Origin of the sequence: Ulvibacterium marinum, from assembly GCF_003626755.1 — a bacterium.
Taxonomy (GTDB): domain Bacteria; phylum Bacteroidota; class Bacteroidia; order Flavobacteriales; family Flavobacteriaceae; genus Ulvibacterium; species Ulvibacterium marinum.
The window spans coordinates 615811-632273 of the sequence record NZ_RBCJ01000003.1; the positions used below are offsets into that span (position 1 = coordinate 615811).

16 protein-coding genes are annotated in these 16463 nt (G+C 41.9%); 14 read left to right on the top strand and 2 right to left on the bottom strand.

Translation table 11 applies throughout. The features are described 5' to 3' along the window. Nucleotides 1-39 precede the first annotated feature (39 nt). On the top strand, nt 40-540 hold the full coding sequence (locus D7Z94_RS15740; protein ID WP_120713164.1) for a YkgJ family cysteine cluster protein: 501 nt from the start codon (nt 40-42) through the stop codon (nt 538-540). Between the two features lie 113 nt (nt 541-653). Further along, complete coding sequence (locus D7Z94_RS15745) at nt 654-3920, top strand: S41 family peptidase (RefSeq protein WP_120712541.1); 3267 nt, start codon at nt 654-656, stop codon at nt 3918-3920. Nucleotides 3921-4026: 106 nt separating this feature from the next. Here the strand turns inward: D7Z94_RS15745 and D7Z94_RS15750 are convergent, their stop codons facing one another. Then, the gene (locus D7Z94_RS15750) at nt 4027-4893 is read right to left on the bottom strand and encodes a helix-turn-helix domain-containing protein (RefSeq protein ID WP_245967221.1); all 867 of its coding nucleotides are present in this window, start codon (nt 4891-4893) and stop codon (nt 4027-4029) included. 229 nt (nt 4894-5122) lie between these two features. Here D7Z94_RS15750 and D7Z94_RS15755 point away from each other — a divergent pair, with 229 nt between their 5' ends. From D7Z94_RS15755 to D7Z94_RS26230, 3 genes are read left to right on the top strand one after another with little or no spacing between them, the layout of a single operon-like run. After that, on the top strand, nt 5123-5707 hold the full coding sequence (locus D7Z94_RS15755; protein WP_120712542.1) for a YceI family protein: 585 nt from the start codon (nt 5123-5125) through the stop codon (nt 5705-5707). Between the two features lie 7 nt (nt 5708-5714). After that, complete coding sequence (locus tag D7Z94_RS15760; protein ID WP_158594653.1) at nt 5715-6470, top strand: WD40 repeat domain-containing protein; 756 nt, start codon at nt 5715-5717, stop codon at nt 6468-6470. 45 nt (nt 6471-6515) lie between these two features. After that, nucleotides 6516-6680 carry a hypothetical protein gene (locus D7Z94_RS26230; protein ID WP_394347447.1) on the top strand — a complete coding sequence of 55 codons (165 nt, stop codon included), beginning with the start codon at nt 6516-6518 and terminating at the stop codon, nt 6678-6680. A gap of 88 nt (nt 6681-6768) precedes the next feature. Here the strand turns inward: D7Z94_RS26230 and D7Z94_RS15765 are convergent, their stop codons facing one another. Then, nucleotides 6769-8025 (bottom strand): exo-beta-N-acetylmuramidase NamZ family protein, encoded by a 1257-nt coding sequence (locus tag D7Z94_RS15765; protein WP_120713166.1) that lies wholly within the window; start codon nt 8023-8025, stop codon nt 6769-6771. 3 nt (nt 8026-8028) lie between these two features. Here D7Z94_RS15765 and D7Z94_RS15770 point away from each other — a divergent pair, with 3 nt between their 5' ends. The 9 genes from D7Z94_RS15770 to D7Z94_RS15815 all read left to right on the top strand — a co-directional run bounded on the left by D7Z94_RS15770 (nt 8029) and on the right by D7Z94_RS15815 (nt 16444). Beyond that, nucleotides 8029-9270, top strand: coding sequence for an ABC transporter permease (locus D7Z94_RS15770; RefSeq protein WP_120712544.1), 1242 nt, complete (start codon nt 8029-8031; stop codon nt 9268-9270). A 123-nt stretch (nt 9271-9393) separates the two neighbouring features. After that, nucleotides 9394-10374 (top strand): PLP-dependent cysteine synthase family protein, encoded by a 981-nt coding sequence (locus tag D7Z94_RS15775; protein WP_120712545.1) that lies wholly within the window; start codon nt 9394-9396, stop codon nt 10372-10374. Nucleotides 10375-10404: 30 nt separating this feature from the next. Further along, nucleotides 10405-11703 (top strand): M20/M25/M40 family metallo-hydrolase, encoded by a 1299-nt coding sequence (locus D7Z94_RS15780; RefSeq protein ID WP_120712546.1) that lies wholly within the window; start codon nt 10405-10407, stop codon nt 11701-11703. A 2-nt stretch (nt 11704-11705) separates the two neighbouring features. Beyond that, nucleotides 11706-12482: an aldose 1-epimerase gene (locus D7Z94_RS15785; protein ID WP_120712547.1), complete on the top strand. Its 777-nt coding sequence runs from the start codon at nt 11706-11708 to the stop codon at nt 12480-12482. After that, nucleotides 12479-13114 carry a Crp/Fnr family transcriptional regulator gene (locus D7Z94_RS15790; protein ID WP_120712548.1) on the top strand — a complete coding sequence of 212 codons (636 nt, stop codon included), beginning with the start codon at nt 12479-12481 and terminating at the stop codon, nt 13112-13114. The genes D7Z94_RS15785 and D7Z94_RS15790 overlap by 4 nt, the downstream gene beginning before the upstream one ends. Before the next feature lie 385 nt (nt 13115-13499). Beyond that, entirely contained in the window at nt 13500-14090 is a 591-nt protein-coding gene (locus D7Z94_RS15800; RefSeq protein WP_120712550.1) for a DinB family protein, read from the top strand. An 88-nt stretch (nt 14091-14178) separates the two neighbouring features. Further along, nucleotides 14179-14748, top strand: a complete 570-nt coding sequence (locus tag D7Z94_RS15805; protein ID WP_120712551.1) for an isochorismatase family protein — start codon at nt 14179-14181, stop codon at nt 14746-14748. An 88-nt stretch (nt 14749-14836) separates the two neighbouring features. Next, on the top strand, nt 14837-15175 hold the full coding sequence (locus tag D7Z94_RS15810) for a YciI family protein (RefSeq protein ID WP_120712552.1): 339 nt from the start codon (nt 14837-14839) through the stop codon (nt 15173-15175). Nucleotides 15176-15178: 3 nt separating this feature from the next. Beyond that, nucleotides 15179-16444: an RNA polymerase sigma factor gene (locus tag D7Z94_RS15815; RefSeq protein ID WP_158594654.1), complete on the top strand. Its 1266-nt coding sequence runs from the start codon at nt 15179-15181 to the stop codon at nt 16442-16444. Nucleotides 16445-16463 lie beyond the last annotated feature (19 nt).

Sequence of the window (16463 nt, forward strand, 5' to 3'; positions counted from 1 at the left end):
TAGATTTCTTGGCTAGTTTTGATGCACGATTTAACAGGCATGGAGGAAATATTAAAACAGCTTCCGCAAAAGGCAAAAGAAAAACATGGTGAAAACGCAAAGTTTTTTACCCGGTTAAAAAAGAAACCGCCCAAAAACTTGGATTATACAATGCGAGAACTCCATGAATCGGAATTTGAGCACACCGATTGTCTGCAATGCGCCAATTGTTGCAAAACGACCGGCCCACTTTTTACGGATGCGGATGTGGTACGGATTTCGAAGTATTTAAGATTGAAGCCCCAAAAGTTTATTGATGATTACCTGCGTATCGATGAGGAGAACGATTATGTATTGCGACAGCTGCCCTGTACCTTTTTGGGAGCGGACAATTATTGCTCCATTTATGAAGTACGGCCAAAGGCCTGTAGGGAGTTTCCGCATACAGACCGAAAAAGGTTTTATCAAATTAGCCACTTGACCCTAAAAAACGTGGCCATTTGCCCTGCAGCCTTTACCATTGTTGAAAAAATGAAAAAGTTAATGGACAATAGATTATGATAAAGGAATTTTTAGCATTTTCTCGTGAAATGATTCCTATAAATTTAACCTGAGCACCATAAATAAAAGGAAAACCTAATATCTTTTACAAACATTAAAACCAAGATCATTTAATGAAGACAACACTACTTTTAGCATTCTCGTTTCTGTACGGAACCATAAATGCGCAGATCAATGGAAGTCTAATGCAGTATCCCGATGTCTCCGACTCCCAAATTACCTTTGTTTATGGTGATGATGTGTGGATAGTTCCAAAGTCGGGTGGTACGGCCAGTAGATTAAGTTCACCAAAAGGAATTGAGCGCTACCCAAAATTTTCTCCGGATGGGAGCATGATTGCGTATACGGCCAATTATAATGGAAACAGCGATGTGTATGTTGTTGAAACAAACGGTGGAATACCAAGGCGACTTACCTATCACGGAATGTTCGATAGGGTCTTGGGTTGGACTCCGGGTGGAGAAGCGGTGTTGTTCTCATCCTCAAGGGAAAGCGGGCGTCAACGCTACAATCAGTTTTATACAGTTTCCATTAATGGGGGGGAAGCCAAAAAACTCCCTATACCCTATGGTGATTATGCTTCATTTTCTCCTGATGGACAAAAGATTGCTTACACGGACAGGTCTCGAGTGAACAGAAACTGGAAACGATACCGAGGTGGAACCGCTCCAGATATCCTTGTCTTTGACCTGAATTCCTTTCAGACGGAAAATGTAACTAAAAACAATGCCAATGATGAACTACCTATGTGGAATGGGGAAACCATTTATTATATGTCCGACAACGGCCCCAATAAAAGGAACAATCTATGGCAATATGATATCGCCAGTAAAGCCAACAAACAGCTGACCAATTTTAAGGATTTTGACATAACTTTTCCAGAGGTAGGTCCGTCTGATATCGTTTTTGAAGCCGGTGGTAAACTATATCTGTATAACCTTTCCTCGGGCAATGTTTCCGAGGTCAACGTTCAGTTAATTTCAGATCAAAAAGGTCTTATCGCAAAACAAAAGAACGTCACCTCGTTTATGCAGTCCGCGACGCTTTCTCCGGATGGGAATAGGGTAGTGGTTCAGGCCAGAGGCGAATTGTTTGACCTTCCTGCAACAAAAGGTTTTGTGGCCAATTTAACATCCAGCCCTGGAATTGCGGAAAGAAAACCGTCCTGGTCACCGGACGGAAAGTACCTTGCCTATTGGAGCGACGCTACGGGGGAATACCAATTGACCTTACATAATATAATAGGTAATCAAAAGCCAAAGACGATCACCAATTTCAAAAAAGGGTTCAATTATACCATATACTGGTCCCCGGACAGTAAAAAAATAGCTTATGTAGATCAGTCCATGGCCATAAACTATGTGGATATTGATACTGGCCAAGTAGTAAAGATCGATCAGGGTAAATATATGTTTGAAGGTGGTCTGCGGGACTTCCGGGTTTCGTGGTCTCCTGATAGCAAATGGCTTGTCTATAGCCGAGGAACTGATAACCCTTCCACTTCTGCAATTTTTCTGTACAATATAGATGCCAAGAATGTATCGCAACTTACCTCTGGATTTTATTCCGATAGCTCCCCTACATTCAGTCAGGATGGAAAACATCTTTTCTTTAGGACTACAAGAACGTTTCAACCGGTATATTCGGACTTGGACAATACGTTTATCTATCCCAATACCGCCAACATCGCGGTGGGTACTTTGGATGGTTCTACCCCTTCGCTTTTGGAGGTAGAAAATGATGCTTTTAAGGTACCTGAAAAAGAAGAGGATGAGATCGTGGACAAAGGCAAATCGAAAAGAAAGAAGAAGAACAAGGATGATGGAGCATCCGAAGAAGTAAAGACTACGATTAAAATATCCGGGTTTGAAAATCGCGTGGAGTTGTTGGATATAACCCCGGGTAACCTGGACGATTTAACCACTATTGATGATAAATTATTGTTTGTACGCTACCCCAATTCCGGTTCACCGGATGAGATGTCTCCCTCGTTGGATTATTTTGACTTTGAGGAGAAGGAGGTCAAGACCATACTATCGGATGTATCCAACTATGAGGTTTCCGCCGATGGGAAAAAAGTATTGGTCCTTCAAGGCGAAAAATTGGCCGTGTTGAACGTTGATGCGGATCAAAAAGTAGATGATACTGTTCCCACTAAAGATATGACCATGACCGTAGTTCCCAAAGAAGAGTGGAAACAAATTTTTAACGATGTCTGGAGGTTTGAGCGTGACTATTTCTATGACCCCAATATGCATGGAGTGGATTGGGAAGCCATGAAAACGCGTTATGGGGCATTAGTGGATCAGGCCAATTCCCGCAATGATGTAAATATAATTATAGGTGACCTGATTGCAGAACTAAATGCCTCCCATACCTATACCGGTGGGGGTGATATTGATAATGCAGATAGAATAAGTGTGGGCTACTTAGGGGCGGATATTCATTTAGAAAATGGTGAATATCGTATCAAAAAAATTATTTCCGGGGCACCATGGGATGCTGAAGTGCGATCTCCATTGTCAAAACCCGGTATCGATATTAATGAAGGAGATTATATCCTAGCTGTAAATGGGGTTCCGTTGGACACTACTAAACCCTTATCTGCTGCCTTCCAGGGATTGTCCGGGGCTACCGTGCAATTGACGGTAAACAAAGCCCCTTCGCTCTCAAATGCCAAAAAAGTGCTTGTAGAGACCATGCGATCCGAAACAAGATTGCGTCATTTGGCTTGGATTGAAAATAACCGCCAACGTGTGGATAAGGCTACTGATGGGCGGATAGGCTATATCTATGTACGGAGTACCGGATTGGATGGACAAAATGAATTGGTACGGCAATTCTATGGACAAATGAGTAAAGAAGGCATGATTATAGATGAACGATTTAATAGCGGTGGTCAAATACCGGATAGGTTCATCGAATTGTTAGATAGAAAACCTTTGGCATTTTGGGCAGTAAGGGATGGAAAAGATTGGGCATGGCCTCCTTCCGGTAACTTTGGGTCCAAGGTAATGCTTATCAACGGGTTTAGTGGATCCGGTGGGGATGCCTTCCCGGATTACTTTAAAAAGAGAGGCCTGGGGCCATTGATAGGCACCAGGACCTGGGGTGGATTAATAGGCATCTCTGGTGCTCCTAATTTGGTAGATAATGGCCGTATTACCGTGCCCACCTTTAGAATGTACAATCCTAAAGGTGGCTGGTTTAAGGAAGGTCATGGGGTAGATCCAGATATAGAGGTCGTAGAGGATTTCCAAAAACTGGCCAATGGAACGGATGTTCAATTGGAAGCCGGTATAGAGGAGGTATTAAAGCTTATAAATAACGGTAAGAGTTTTAAAGCCCCGCCAAGGCCGGAATTTGAAATTCGTAACTAGACAAAGACACGCAGCTTTTCGAATATTCGGCATTCTCCCTTAGAACTAAAAAGGTAGGTAAGGAATCGCCTTTTTCAGGATTCCTAATGTTTGGGGTTCGGGATTATTAGGATACTTCAAGTTTGTATCCTACACCGTGGACATTGACAATTTTTAGGGTATCATCATCCTTTAGCTTTTTCCTGATTTTGGAAATAAAGGTGTCAAGGCTCCGTCCAACGAAAACACCGTTATCTTCCCATACCTCTTTTATGAGCAAGTCCCTTTTTACCACTTGATTTTGATTTTTGTTGAGTATTTTGAGGAGCTCACATTCTTTGGAAGTTAGTTGTATGGTCAGATTGTCCCTTACCAATATATTTTGGTTTTCATAAAAGGTAAAGGCGCCGATTTTAGAATGATGTGACACCTCCCGGACCGAACCTTTACCTTTTTCCTTCTTGCTGCGGAATAATCCCAAACTTAGAAAACCGATAAGGACAAAGGAAAGCAATGAATAGGTCTTATAAGAGGATAAACCTGATTTTTGGTCCGTAAAGAGCACGTGTATTTTATAGCAATTGGATGGAAGTTTACGACCTATACAGGGAATAAGGTTCTTTTCTACGTTCTTGGATATTTGATAACTATAGGCTACTTGTTTGCTGTCACAATCAATAACCTCTACAATATAGTCTTTCGGCAAATTGGAAACCTGGAAGCTTTTACTTAGGATACTTACCAAACTATCCGGCAATATGGATAAAGGTGTTTGAAAGGACAGCTCAAATAGGTTTTGATTCAACTTCACTACAGGCAATACCAATGAGGTGGAATCATGGTCGGCCAATAAAAGTCTATTACCGGAATCTCGTAACGCGATTTTCGTCAGCTCCGGAAAATGCTCCTTTTCATCATGGGAAATATATCCGACCAAGGTAAAGGACAATGATACCAAAAGCAATATTGGAAAAAGAATCTTTAGTATTCTCACATCCTTAATTTTTGAGGGTTTTTAATAGTGACTGCCGTTTTGTATCATGTTGCCGCTCCATTTATCCTTATGGGGTCAACTAAGTTATAGGCAAAAAAGGGTATAAAAAAATAATTGACCTACTTCGGCACAATTGCCAAGTAAAAAGTTGCAGTTTTTTACACTTCTTTTACACTTTTTTCACCTTGTTTGATGGTGTCCCCCCTAGTTTTATCCGAAAATACATAAAATGAAAAAAGTTGTTTTCCTATTAATTGCCATGGGCTTTGTTTCAGTGCTCAATGCCCAAAAAAGATTTCATGTGGATACTACCAACAGCATCATAAAATGGACAGGTTCCAACCTTTTCAAATTCAACAAACATTTTGGGACGGTAAAATTTGAAAAGGGTAACCTTGTTCTGAAAAAAGATTCCATAATCGGGGGTGACTTTGAAATTGATATGAATACCATAAGAAACACGGATGGTAAATACAATGAAATGCTTGTAGGACACCTAAAAAACGAAGATTTTTTTGACGTCGAAAAATACCCAAAGTCCCGATTGGAAATTCTTAAAATAACCTATAAAGACCATAGCAATCTGGATATAGAGGCTCGTCTAACGATTAAGGGAATAACGCAACCGATAAACTATTCATCCACTTTGGATCAAAGTGGTGAACAACTGATAATGAAATCCCAATTCATCATAGACAGAACACGGTGGAACGTAAACTATGAATCCAAAAGTCTTTTGCATGGCCTAAAGGATGATATCATTTCTGATGCCATTGAGTTTGAGGTTACCGTTGCCCTTAAATCAGATAAATAAAATCGATATGATTGAAGCCAATGTAAAAACCTGGTTTTTATTCTTGATACTGATTTTAACATGGAATAAGGCTTACCAACAAACGGAAGATAAGAAAACCATATGGACCGTAGCCTGGAGTCCCAATGGCAAATATATAGCTGCCGGAGGCAATCAGGATGTACTACAACTATTTGATGGAAAAACATTTGAGTTAATAAAAACCTATCCGGTAAAAGCGGTACAACTTAGCAGGATAAAATGGCATCCTTTTAAAAATATGCTGGCCATAATAACCCAGAGCAGAACCATAAAGGCAAGAATACTTGACCTTGATAAAGAGGTATGGATCGATTTACAAGGCATAGAATCCAGTTTTCGCGGTTTGGACTGGAATTATACCGGAAATCTTTTGGCCGTCTCCGAGTTTGAAGCTGCTGTGTCCGTTTATAAGATTGACGGTACGCTTGTAAGCAGATTTTTAGCGGATCCCAAAGCGGTGGCGGGGCTGGATTGGCACCCATCAAAAAACATCATGGTAACCGTAGGTTCGCAGATAGGAATCTACAGTCACTTAGGAGATACCATCAAGACCTTTTGGCCTAGATTGGAAGAAGCTTTTTTACTATGTGTGGAATGGCACGTGTCCGGTGATTTCTTTGTTGTTGGAGACTATGGTGATTTAAAAAATGCAAAAGATAAAATGGTGCAATTCTGGAATATGGAGGGCACCAAACGCAATGAAATTAAGGGGAGTACGGTGGAATATAGAAATATAAGGTGACATCCCGATGGTGAAAAATTGGCAACTGCGAGTGATGCTCTAAGCGTGTGGTCCAAAGGAGGCGAATTGCTATCCAGATCAAAATCGACTGAAGATTATTTGTGGGGCATAGATTGGAGTCCAGATGGGAAATACATAGTAACTTCAAGTAAAGAAGGAAAAATTATTATTTGGGATAAAAATGCAAACAGTATAAATGAATTGAAATGACCAAAGGACAAAAATCAGAATGAAGAACTTTCTTTTGATCGAATAACCCTTCACTTAGAAATGAATATGTTCCAAAGGATAAAAAGCGTTATTCGTAGAGGAGATACTTCTCCCTGATTTTTTTGAATTTCTCCAAATCTGGTTGCCAATTTACCTTTATTTCCTCCTCGGTGCGTCCGGCTTCGATTTGCTGTTGCAATTTTTCAGTACCTGCATGTCTGGTAAAGCCGTTTGTATTGAACACTTTGTCCTTATCTTCGGCATTCATATAGGCATCCAATAACCATTGTAAGGAGACCTCGCTCATTTTAGGCTGTTGGGACAAGTCCTTCCCGTAGCAAACTTCTCCATTTTCTTTGGGGTTTTTGGAACCGAAATTAGGTCGAGGCCAATATTTGAAGCTGTATTGTGACTTGTCTAAAAAAGAGGCGCCGTAGCGTTGAAATTGAAATTCCGTTCCCCTTCCGGCATTAATGTTGGTACCTTCAAAAAGTCCAAGACTGGGATAAAGATTAATGGCCGTGTCATTGGGTAAATTGGGAGAGGGTCGGATGGGAAGACTATATGTCGTCTGGTGGGTATAGTTTTCCAGGGGAATAACGGTAAGATCCGCTTGTATACTATCATTGAGCCATCCCTCCTCATTGATCATTTTTGAATATTCGCCAATGCTCATACCGTAGACCAAAGGGATTTCAGTCATCCCGAGAAACCCTGTATGAGCTGATTCCATAGTAGGACCATCTACATAGTGTCCATTGGGATTGGGCCTATCCAATACGATTATGGGAATACCATTCTCCGCGCAGGCTTCCATGACCAACTGTAACGTGGCAATGTAAGTATAAAATCGTACCCCCACGTCTTGAATGTCAAAAAGGATAACATCCAAGTTTTCGAGATGTTCCGGAGAAGGTTTTCGGTTTTTGCCATAAAGCGAAATCAAGGGCAGTCCCGTTTTGGTATCCGTACCGTCCTTTACCTTTTCTCCGGCATCGGCCTGGCCCCGAAAACCATGTTCTGGAGCAAAGACCTTTTGGATCTGGATTCCGAGCGCAAGTAAAGAATCTACCAAATGAACATGGGATTTCGTTGTTTTGTCTGCTGTCCCTTTAAACAGCACACTGGTCTGATTGGCAACAACAGCCACTTTTTTTCCTTGCAACATTGGGAGGTATTTTTCCGTCCTGTTCGCTCCGACCACAACCGGAAGTATTTGATCGGATGCATTTTTCAAATCTGTTTCATCCGATGTGGGCTTCTGGGATTTGTCCACGTTTCCGCAGGCCGATACAATCAAAAACCACAATAAAACTGTATTTTTGAGATTGGAGAAAATCACCATCTTTTGAATTTTGAATATTTCATTGCCAAAAGGCTCATTACCGGTAAGGAACATAAAGTTAGTATTTCCGCACCGATAATAAAAATAGCAATAGCTGCAATTGCATTGGGCATCCTTATGATGCTGATCGCCATTGCAACAGGTCAGGGCCTTAAGGAAAAAATCCGCGAGAAGGTCTCTGCTTTCAACGGGCATGTCCAGATATATAACTACGACAATAACAACTCCGAGGTATCTGTTGTCCCTGTTTCCTTGGAACAGGATTTCTATCCCGAGTTTAAATCGGTAGAAGGAATTTCCCATATACAGGCAGTGGCCAGTAAAGGAGGAATCATACGTACAGAGGAAACTTTTGAAGGCATTATTGCCAAAGGGGTGGGCGAAGATTACAATTGGGATGTTTTTAAAGAATACCTCGTTGATGGGCAATTACCGGATTATACAGGCAAACTGAACGATGAGGTATTGCTTTCGCTCCGAATGGCCAGTCGATTGCGGTTTAAGGTAGGGGATTCTTTTTTCGCTTTTTTCTTAAAGGACGGGGATGCCTCCAAAACTCCGAATCAACGTAGGTTTAAGATAACCGGCATTTACGACAGCGGTTTTGAGGAAATCGATAGTAAGTACATTTTTGTGGATATCCGCCATATTCAACGAATGAACAAATGGACGGAAAACCAAGTGGGGAATTTTGAGATTTTTCTGGATAGTTTTGACGATATTGACGCGAAGGCCAGTGAAATATATGGGAAGACGCTTTCGAATCTGGATACCCAGACCATTACCAGTAAATATTTTAAGATTTTTGAATGGATCGGTCTTTTCGATTTTAATATCGCCCTTATTATAGGCATTATGGTCATTGTAGGTGGTATTAACATGATTACGGCACTATTGGTCTTAATTCTGGAACGTATCCAAATGATAGGCATTTTAAAGGCTTTGGGATCTCCAAATTGGAGTATTCGAAAAGTTTTTCTGTATAATGCGGCCTATTTGATAGCAGTAGGTCTATTTTGGGGAAATGCCATTGGGTTGATTCTGTTATGGTTACAGCAGAAATTTATGATTTTCAAATTCCCCAATCCGGAAGAATACTACATAGAATACATACCCGTGTCTATAGATTTACCTACCATACTCATTTTGAACGTGGGAGTGTTGATATTGTGCCTTTTAATGCTTTTACTGCCCTCCTACGCCATTACAAGAATTACTCCAGTAAAGGCCATACAGTTCGAATAGTTGCAAGTTTTAAGGGTCGACTTGATACTTCTTTGGATTGACCCTGAACTCGAACTTGAATTTGAGCTTGAACTTCATATTTGAGTTTGAGCTTGAATAGGTTCTGCTTATCTTTGGCCCCGCATGGAATACGCAAAAAGTATACTCGATACTATAGGCAATACCCCTTTGGTAAAGATCAATAGACTCACCGCCGAACTACCTTGTCTGGTATTGGCCAAGTACGAAACTTTTAATCCCGGGAATTCCGTTAAAGATAGGATGGCCCTTAAAATGATAGAAGATGCGGAATCTAACGGACTCCTGAAACCGGGGGGTACAATTGTTGAAGGCACATCCGGCAATACCGGAATGGGGTTAGCTTTGGCCGCAACCGTTAAGGGATATAAGCTTATATGTGTTACTACGGACAAGCAGTCCAAGGAAAAAGTGGATATACTAAAGGCTATGGGAAGTGAAGTGCATGTCTGCCCTACGGATGTAGAACCGGACGACCCTAAAAGCTATTATTCAACAGCTAGAAGATTGGCCCAGGAAATTCCTAATGCCTGGTACGTAAACCAATATGATAATCCATCCAATAGCAAGGCGCATTTTGAAAGTACCGGTCCGGAGATTTGGGAACAGACCCAAGGAACGGTTACTCATTTTGTGGTGGGCGTAGGGACGGGAGGAACCATTTCCGGGGTGGGTAGATATCTAAAATCCAAAAATCCCAATATCAAGGTCTGGGGCGTGGATACCTACGGTTCTGTTTTTAAAAAATATCATGAAACCGGTATTTTCGATAAAAATGAAATCTATCCGTATATCACTGAAGGTATCGGCGAGGATATCTTACCTAAAAATGTGGATTTCAATATTATTGACGGTTTTACCAAGGTAACCGATAAGGATGCCGCCGTATATACACAACGCTTGGCCCGTGAAGAGGGTATGTTTCTAGGTAACTCGGCAGGCGCGGCCATTAAGGGCGTCCTTCAGCTTAAGGAACATTTTAGGAAGGACGATGTGGTAGTAGTTCTTTTCCATGACCACGGAAGTCGATATGTAGCCAAAATGTTCAATGACGAATGGATGCGCAAGCAGGGGTTTCTGGATTAGTTTTGGTATCTTGAGTAACAAACCCATTGTATGAAAATTAGAGATTATTTCCCCATATTGGTACTGGGATTTTTGAGTCTTGCCCTGCAATCCCAAAAGCTCAAAAGACCTGAAAGAAAGATTGTTGCCTCCGTAGAAAGCAACAATTCTGCTGCTATCGATTTTTTGGAAAAAGTGGTCAACATCAATAGTGGCACCCTAAACTTGGAAGGCGTACAAAAGGTAGGCGAGGTTTTTCAAAATGAATTTGATGCCCTGGGCTTTAAGACCACTTGGATTTCCATGCCGGACGAGATGAACCGTGCCGGACACTTATTCGCGGAAACTTCGGGAAACAAGGGCAAAAAATTACTTTTAATAGGTCATCTGGATACGGTTTTCGAGGAGGATAGTCCCTTTCAGCTGTTCAAAATGGTCAACGATAGCATTGCCCATGCACCGGGCGGTAACGATATGAAGGGAGGAAACATAATTGTTCTTTATGCCCTTAAGGCTTTACAGGAGAATGGGTTGTTGAACGATGCCCAGATAATTGTGGCGTTTACCGGTGATGAGGAAAGTACGGGAAAACCTTTGGAAATCAGTCGAAAGGATTTGATCGAGGCCGCAAAGCGCAGTGATATCGCCTTGGGATTTGAAACTTCTACGGGATTCAACTTCGCTACCGTGGCCCGTAGGGGAGCTTCGGGCTGGGAGTTGAAGGCTACAGGCAAAAGGGCCCATTCCTCTGGTGTTTTTAGTGAAAGGACCGGGGCGGGAGCCATTTTTGAAATGTCCCGTATCCTAAACGGATTTTATAAAGAAGTGAAAGGGGAACAGTACCTTACCTTTAATCCAGGCGTGCTATTGGGCGGCACCTTTATAGATTACGATATAAAAACTGGAAAAGGTGAGGCATTTGGCAAAACCAATGTGGTTCCTCAAACCGCATTGGTAAGAGGTGGGCTCCGATTTATGTCCGAGGAACAAAAGGAAAGAGCACGGAATAAAATGCGTGAAATCGTGGCGGACCACCTACCAAAAACTGCGGCGGAAATTAGTTTTACCGATAGCTATCCGGCCATGGAACCTACCGAAGGGAACCAAAAACTGTTGCAGCAATTGAACCAAGTTAGCTTGGATTTGGGTCAAGGTGAAGTTTTGGCTTATGATCCCGGTAAACGTGGTGCAGCCGATACCTCTTTTGTAGCCGAATATGTGGATTGTTTGGATGGATTGGGTACCATGGGTTCCGGAGCACATACGCCCGAAGAAACGGTAAACCTTAACACGATCGAGGCCTTGACCAAGCGTACCGCGATTTTAATTCATAGGCTAATAAACCAGTGACCATGATTCAGTTACAATTCGAAAATCAAAGGGTCAAAATCGATGCTGGGGAACTTGTGGGCTATCAGGTAGATGGACATGAATTCATTCATCAAAAAGGAAGTCCCGGTTGGCGCAGTTCAGATACCGAAATGTTCCCGATAATCGGGCCAACGGCTGAAGCCGATTTTAAGGTAACCACACCTCTGGGAGAAGCCGTCCAAGACCAACACGGATTGCTTCGGGAAATGGAATATAGACTTCGTTCCCAATCCGATACCAAAGCGATGTTCCAAAAAGAATACATTGCGGGTACAACCATCAAGAATTCAAAATACCCGAAAAAATCTACTGAAGCGGAGTTGTCTTGGCCATTCGATTTCCGATTCAAGAAGCACTTTGAGCTTACCGGCATGGGGCTGGAAATCACGTTTACAATTTCTGGTGATGAAGATATGCCATATATGTTGGGCTATCACCCGGCTTTTAAATTGCACACAAAAAATCCAACAATCAACATAGGATTCAAAGTAATAACGCTTCCAGATGTCCTGGCTGTGGGAAGTAGGGCATTACAAGTTCCTGATTGTAACGAAATCCTGCTAAAGGACGAAAGGGAATTGCTCATTAAGACCCATGGTTTTGGACATTTTATGTTATGGACCGAAGTCCCAAATATGGTTTGCATAGAACCGATTACGTTTTACCCCTATGCCGTTGATCAGAAAAATTTACAGCAAGGCTTTCAACAATTGAATAGCGATAAAAAAGAATTCAGCATATCCATAATTCCCATATGATCAACGAAGCTTTACAACAAAACTATGATTACCTTTTTGAGGCAGCATTGCTCCAAGAGATTAGCGATGTGGCCATTTTTAAGAAAGTAGAAGAAGGGGAGCTTTTGATGGACATCGGCCAACCCATTACCCATATGCCATTGCTGCTCAATGGCGCCATTAAGATACTTCGGGAAGATGATAAAGGGGACGAGTTGGTGCTTTATTATATCGAAAGAGGGGATACCTGTACCCTAACTTTTTCCTGTTGTATGGGTAAGAATACAAGCGAGATTCGTGCCGTGGCCGAAACGGATACAGAGCTTTTTATGATTCCCGTGGAGCAATTGGAAATCTGGATGGCCAAATACCAAAGTTGGCGGGAGTTTATCTTGGAGAGTTACCATATACGGGTCAAGGAGCTTCTGGAAACCGTAGATACCCTGGCTTTTATGCGAATGGATGAACGACTGCTAAAACATTTACGGGATAAGGCCAAAGTAAACCATGATGAGGTTATCTCAACAACCCATCAGGAAATTGCTTATGACCTGAATACCTCTAGGGTGGTCATTTCCCGATTGTTGAAAAAACTGGAAAAGGAAGGTAAGATCGAGATGCATCGCAATCAGATCAAAGTGCTGGAGCTTTAATCTGTATAATTCCCCGATGGCTTTGCCTCGGGGTTCCCGATCACACCTCCCCTTGGGGAGGTCGGAATTGCCTTTGCGCAATTCCGGGAGGGGCAAAATATAAAATTTCGGTTCCCGATGGTAATCGGGATGAAATCGGCGGAATACCCCTATGGCTTGCCTAGGGGATAGTGGATTTCAAGAATTTTTTTATTTACGACTTGCCACAGCCATACGTTTTGCTCCTTCCCTTAGAAAAGGGAAGGTGACTTCCCAACAAAAGTCGGGAAGACGGAAGGGTTGGAAAATTGTATTCAAACTAACGCCTTCTCATGGTCAGGAAATAAAAATTGACATTTTCTAAAACAATCTCTAAGTTTAGCTCCTAAATACTATCGGCTCTTCCATGAAAAAAACCTTGATTTTGCTTCTCGCCTTCGTTTCTATCTCTCTAAACGCCCAGAATACCATGAATGATTCCGTTCCTTATGCGACAATCCCTAAAGCACCTAAAATTGTCACCCCCGGCACAGTAGTCTCCAGGATGATAGATGGTCTCGGCTTTCGCTACTATTGGGCCACAGAGGGACTTACCACAAACGAATTGGACCATCAACCGGATAATGGCGGTCGTACCATTGCTGAAACCATAGACCATGTGTACAATCTTTCATTGACCATTTTACGATCGGCCCAAAAACGACCTCGCGATTTCTCCGAGAAGCAACCATTGATGAATAATGATGAAAAACGAAAAAAGACTTTGGAATATTTGGCTGAGGCCAGTTTCCTGTTTAAAACAACGGAGGACCTGACCGAACACAAAGTCATTTTCGTACGGTCCAAAGGCACCTCTGAATTTCCAATTTGGAATCAGATTAATGGACCCATTGAGGATGCCGTTTGGCATGCCGGGCAGATTGCAACACTTCGCCGCCTTGCGGGTAATCCGATGAACCCCAAAGTGAATGTCTTTTTAGGGAAGTTGAACGATTGATTCTTGCGATTTGATGAAGGGGTGAACTACCAATAATGGGTTTGAATAAACAAGCTATGGCGTATCTATGTACCGGTAAAGGCCAAAAATGGAAAACAAAACAGCACTATTAATAATTGATATGCAAAAGGGTTCTTTTACTCCGAGAACCCCCCGCTTTGATATGGATGGTGTAGTTAAACGCATAAATGAAATGGCCACGCTGTTTAGAACTTTACATTTTCCTGTGTTTTGTATTCAACATAATGGCACGGGAACCGGGGAATTTGAAAAAAACTCCACCGAATGGGAAAACTTGGATGAGCTGATTCTAGAACCAACGGATATTTTGGTAGACAAATATGCAAATGATGTTTTTTACAAATCCAACCTTCAATCGGAGCTTAATGAATTGAGCATAAACGAGCTTTTCATTACGGGTTGTGCAACCGATTTTTGTGTTGAATCTACCATTCAGTCAGCATTGACAAAGGATTATTCCATCACCGTAGTCGCCGATGGACACACAACCGCGGCGAGACCACATTTGGAAGCTGAAAAAGTGATTGAACATTATAATTGGGTTTGGCAAAATATGCTACCGACCGACGGAAAAGTCGAAGTAAAGAAACTGGAACAGATCAAACGCGATATTATGATACGGAGTAACCCATCATAATGGCTCCCAATTAGATTATTCTTGTAGCACAAAAAATTGGATATCCCGTCCTAAAAATAATTATTAGATTGTCATAAAGGAAAACGACATGCAAGAATTCTTATTGATACTAAAGGGCGATGGAATGAACCACCTCTCTCCAAACGAACTACAAGGTATTTTAGAGGACTACAAATCATGGGTAGGGGAATTGGGAGAAGACTATTTGGGAGGTCAAAGGTTGGAAGAAAATGGCGCCTTGCTCCGATCCAAAAACGATGCGATTTTGACCGATGGCCCTTTTTTGGAATCCAAGGAAATTATTGCCGGATTTTTTCTGATTCAAGCCAAGAATCAGAAAGAGGCTAATGCAATTGCCCTTTCTTCTCCTCATCTCGGTCTATATTCCATTGAGGTACGGCCTATTGCCTTTCCCAAAATGAGCTAGATTTTGGACTTCCGGAGCAAACAGATTGTAGAGCGCCTTTTTCGAACGGAGTATGGAAAACTTCTTGCAACCCTTACAAAACTCTTCGGCCCATCGCACATACAACTGGCCGAAGATATGGTCCAGGAAACATTGATTTCCGCCTTGAGTAGTTGGAGTACAGGGGAGATACCTGCTAACCCAACAGGCTGGCTGGTACAAGTGGCAAAACGGAAGGCGTTGAATGAAATAAAACGAAAGCATATGATGTTAAGGCATCATCATATCCACATTTCGTCACACAATTCCGTAGAAGATATCGATGCCTTTTTTTTGGATGATGAAATTAAGGATAGTCAACTTCGAATGATTTTTACCTGTTGTCACCCCGCTTTGGACAAAAAATCACAGATTGCCCTGATATTGAAAACACTTTGCGGATTTGGTGTAAAGGAAGTGGCGAAGGCTTTGCTTTCAACGGAGTCTACGATGAACAAGCGCCTGTATCGGGCAAAGGAAAAAATTAGGAAAGCGGAAACTCCATTTATCATTCCGCAAGGGAACGAGCTTATGGAAAAATTGGATACCGTTGGCCTAAGCCTGTACCTATTATTCAATGAGGGATACAATGCGACCGATGGAGAATCGGTTATCAAAAAGGAATTGTGCCTGGAGGCCATTCGATTGGCCAAATTATTGGTAGACCGTTACCAAGACGACCATAAACTGAATGCCTTACTTGCGCTAATGTGTTTCCATACGGCCCGGTTCGATGCCCGAATTGATGATAAGGGAACTATTATCCTATTTGAGGATCAGGATAGAAGTCTTTGGAATAAAGATTTGATTCACATTGGCATGGGATATCTCAAAAAATCGCTTCATGATACTGGTATTTCGGCATATCATGTGGAAGCGCGCATTGCAGCGGAACATTGCCTGTCGTCAAGTTTTAAGGAAACCGATTGGCAGGTTATCCATGACCACTACCTACTATTGCAAAAATTAAAGCCCAACCCGATAATCCAACTAAACCTGGCTATCATTCAAAGCAAACTTCAAGGGGTGAAAAAATCACTCTCCCTCTTGGAGAATATTACTAAAAATGACGATTTAAAAGGATACTACCTGTTACCGGTAACTCAGGGCGTCTTCCATATGAAACTTCAGGACTATCGAAAAGCAAGGGTCTTTTTGGAAAAATCGTTGACTATGGGCCCCTCCCGTAAGGAAATTGCCTTTATACAGGATAAAATCAAGGAATGTAAAAAAATGCTCCCAAAGGATTAACCCGCTGGGAGCTATATTT